The sequence below is a fragment of the Streptomyces sp. 8L genome (assembly GCF_020176795.1).
In the GTDB taxonomy this organism is placed as follows: Bacteria; Actinomycetota; Actinomycetes; order Streptomycetales; family Streptomycetaceae; genus Streptomyces.
Genome location: NZ_JAIUKE010000917.1, coordinates 1 through 1009, shown reverse-complemented (window position 1 = coordinate 1009; position 1009 = coordinate 1). Strand labels below are relative to the sequence as shown.

Here is a 1009-nt window from a genome sequence, read left to right as displayed (position 1 = left end):
TCGATGAGCCGCTGGTGCAGGACTGCGGTGTCGGAGCAGTGGGTGACGCCACTCTCGTGCGCGAGGTACAGGGTCTCGATCACTTCGCCGTACACGTCGAGCTGAAGCTGTTCAGCGGCTTTGTTGCCGATCCGTACCGGCGTTGAGCCCTCGTAGCCGGGCAGCCAGGGCAGCTCGCGCTCCCGCAGATCACGCTCTCCGGTGATCGTGTACATGATCTGCAGGTTCTCCGGGTCGCCGGCTACGGCACGCAGCAGCCATCGCCGCCACGCCTGGGCTTCCTGCCGGTACCCGGTGCCCAGCAGTGCGGCCAGAGTCGTGGAGGCGTCGCGCAGCCAGGTGAAGCGGTAGTCCCAGTTGCGTTCGCCGCCGATTTCTTCGGGCAGTGACGTCGTGGGCGCTGCGACGATCCCGCCGCTCGGCCCGTACGTCATCGCCTTCAATGTGATCAGGGAGCGGACTACGGCCTGACGGTAGGGCCCGTCGTAGGAGCACTCCTTGGCCCAGTCGAGCCAGAAGGCGAGCGTATGGGTCAGTGCGGCCTGCGGGTCGGGAATCTCGGGCGGGACCGCGTGGGAGGGGGACCAGCTGAGTACGAACGCGACGCTCTGTCCGGCGGCGACTCCGAAGTCGCTGATGAGGGCGCCGTCCTTGTCCACCTGCGGGACACAGGTGTCGAGCCACAGGGCGTCCGCGCCGGCCTCCGCAACCATGCGCCCACCGACCGCGTGAATCCACGGGCTGATGCGGCCGTAACCCGGCCGCGGACGCATGCTCGACGTCATCTGCACCTCGCCGGCCAGCCCCTCAACGATGCGGATCACCTGCGGCGCTCTGTCGCGCGGCGGCATGAAATCGAGTACGCGGACTGAACCGGCCTCGGTGTGCCACACCGATTCGAGGATCAGGGAGTCACCGCGGTACCGGCGCTCGGCGACCGCGGTGGCGGCTCCGGAGCGGTCAGTAGAAGTGCTGGGAGCGATCTGCCAGGTGCCGTGTTGCTGCGTGC

General features: G+C 68.1%; 1 protein-coding gene. It reads right to left on the bottom strand.

Annotated elements, in window-relative coordinates; all coding sequences use genetic code 11:
* Window positions 1-1009, bottom strand: a 1009-nt coding sequence (locus LCE31_RS39865) for a glycoside hydrolase family 15 protein (protein WP_225023195.1), incomplete at both ends; no start/stop codon positions are given.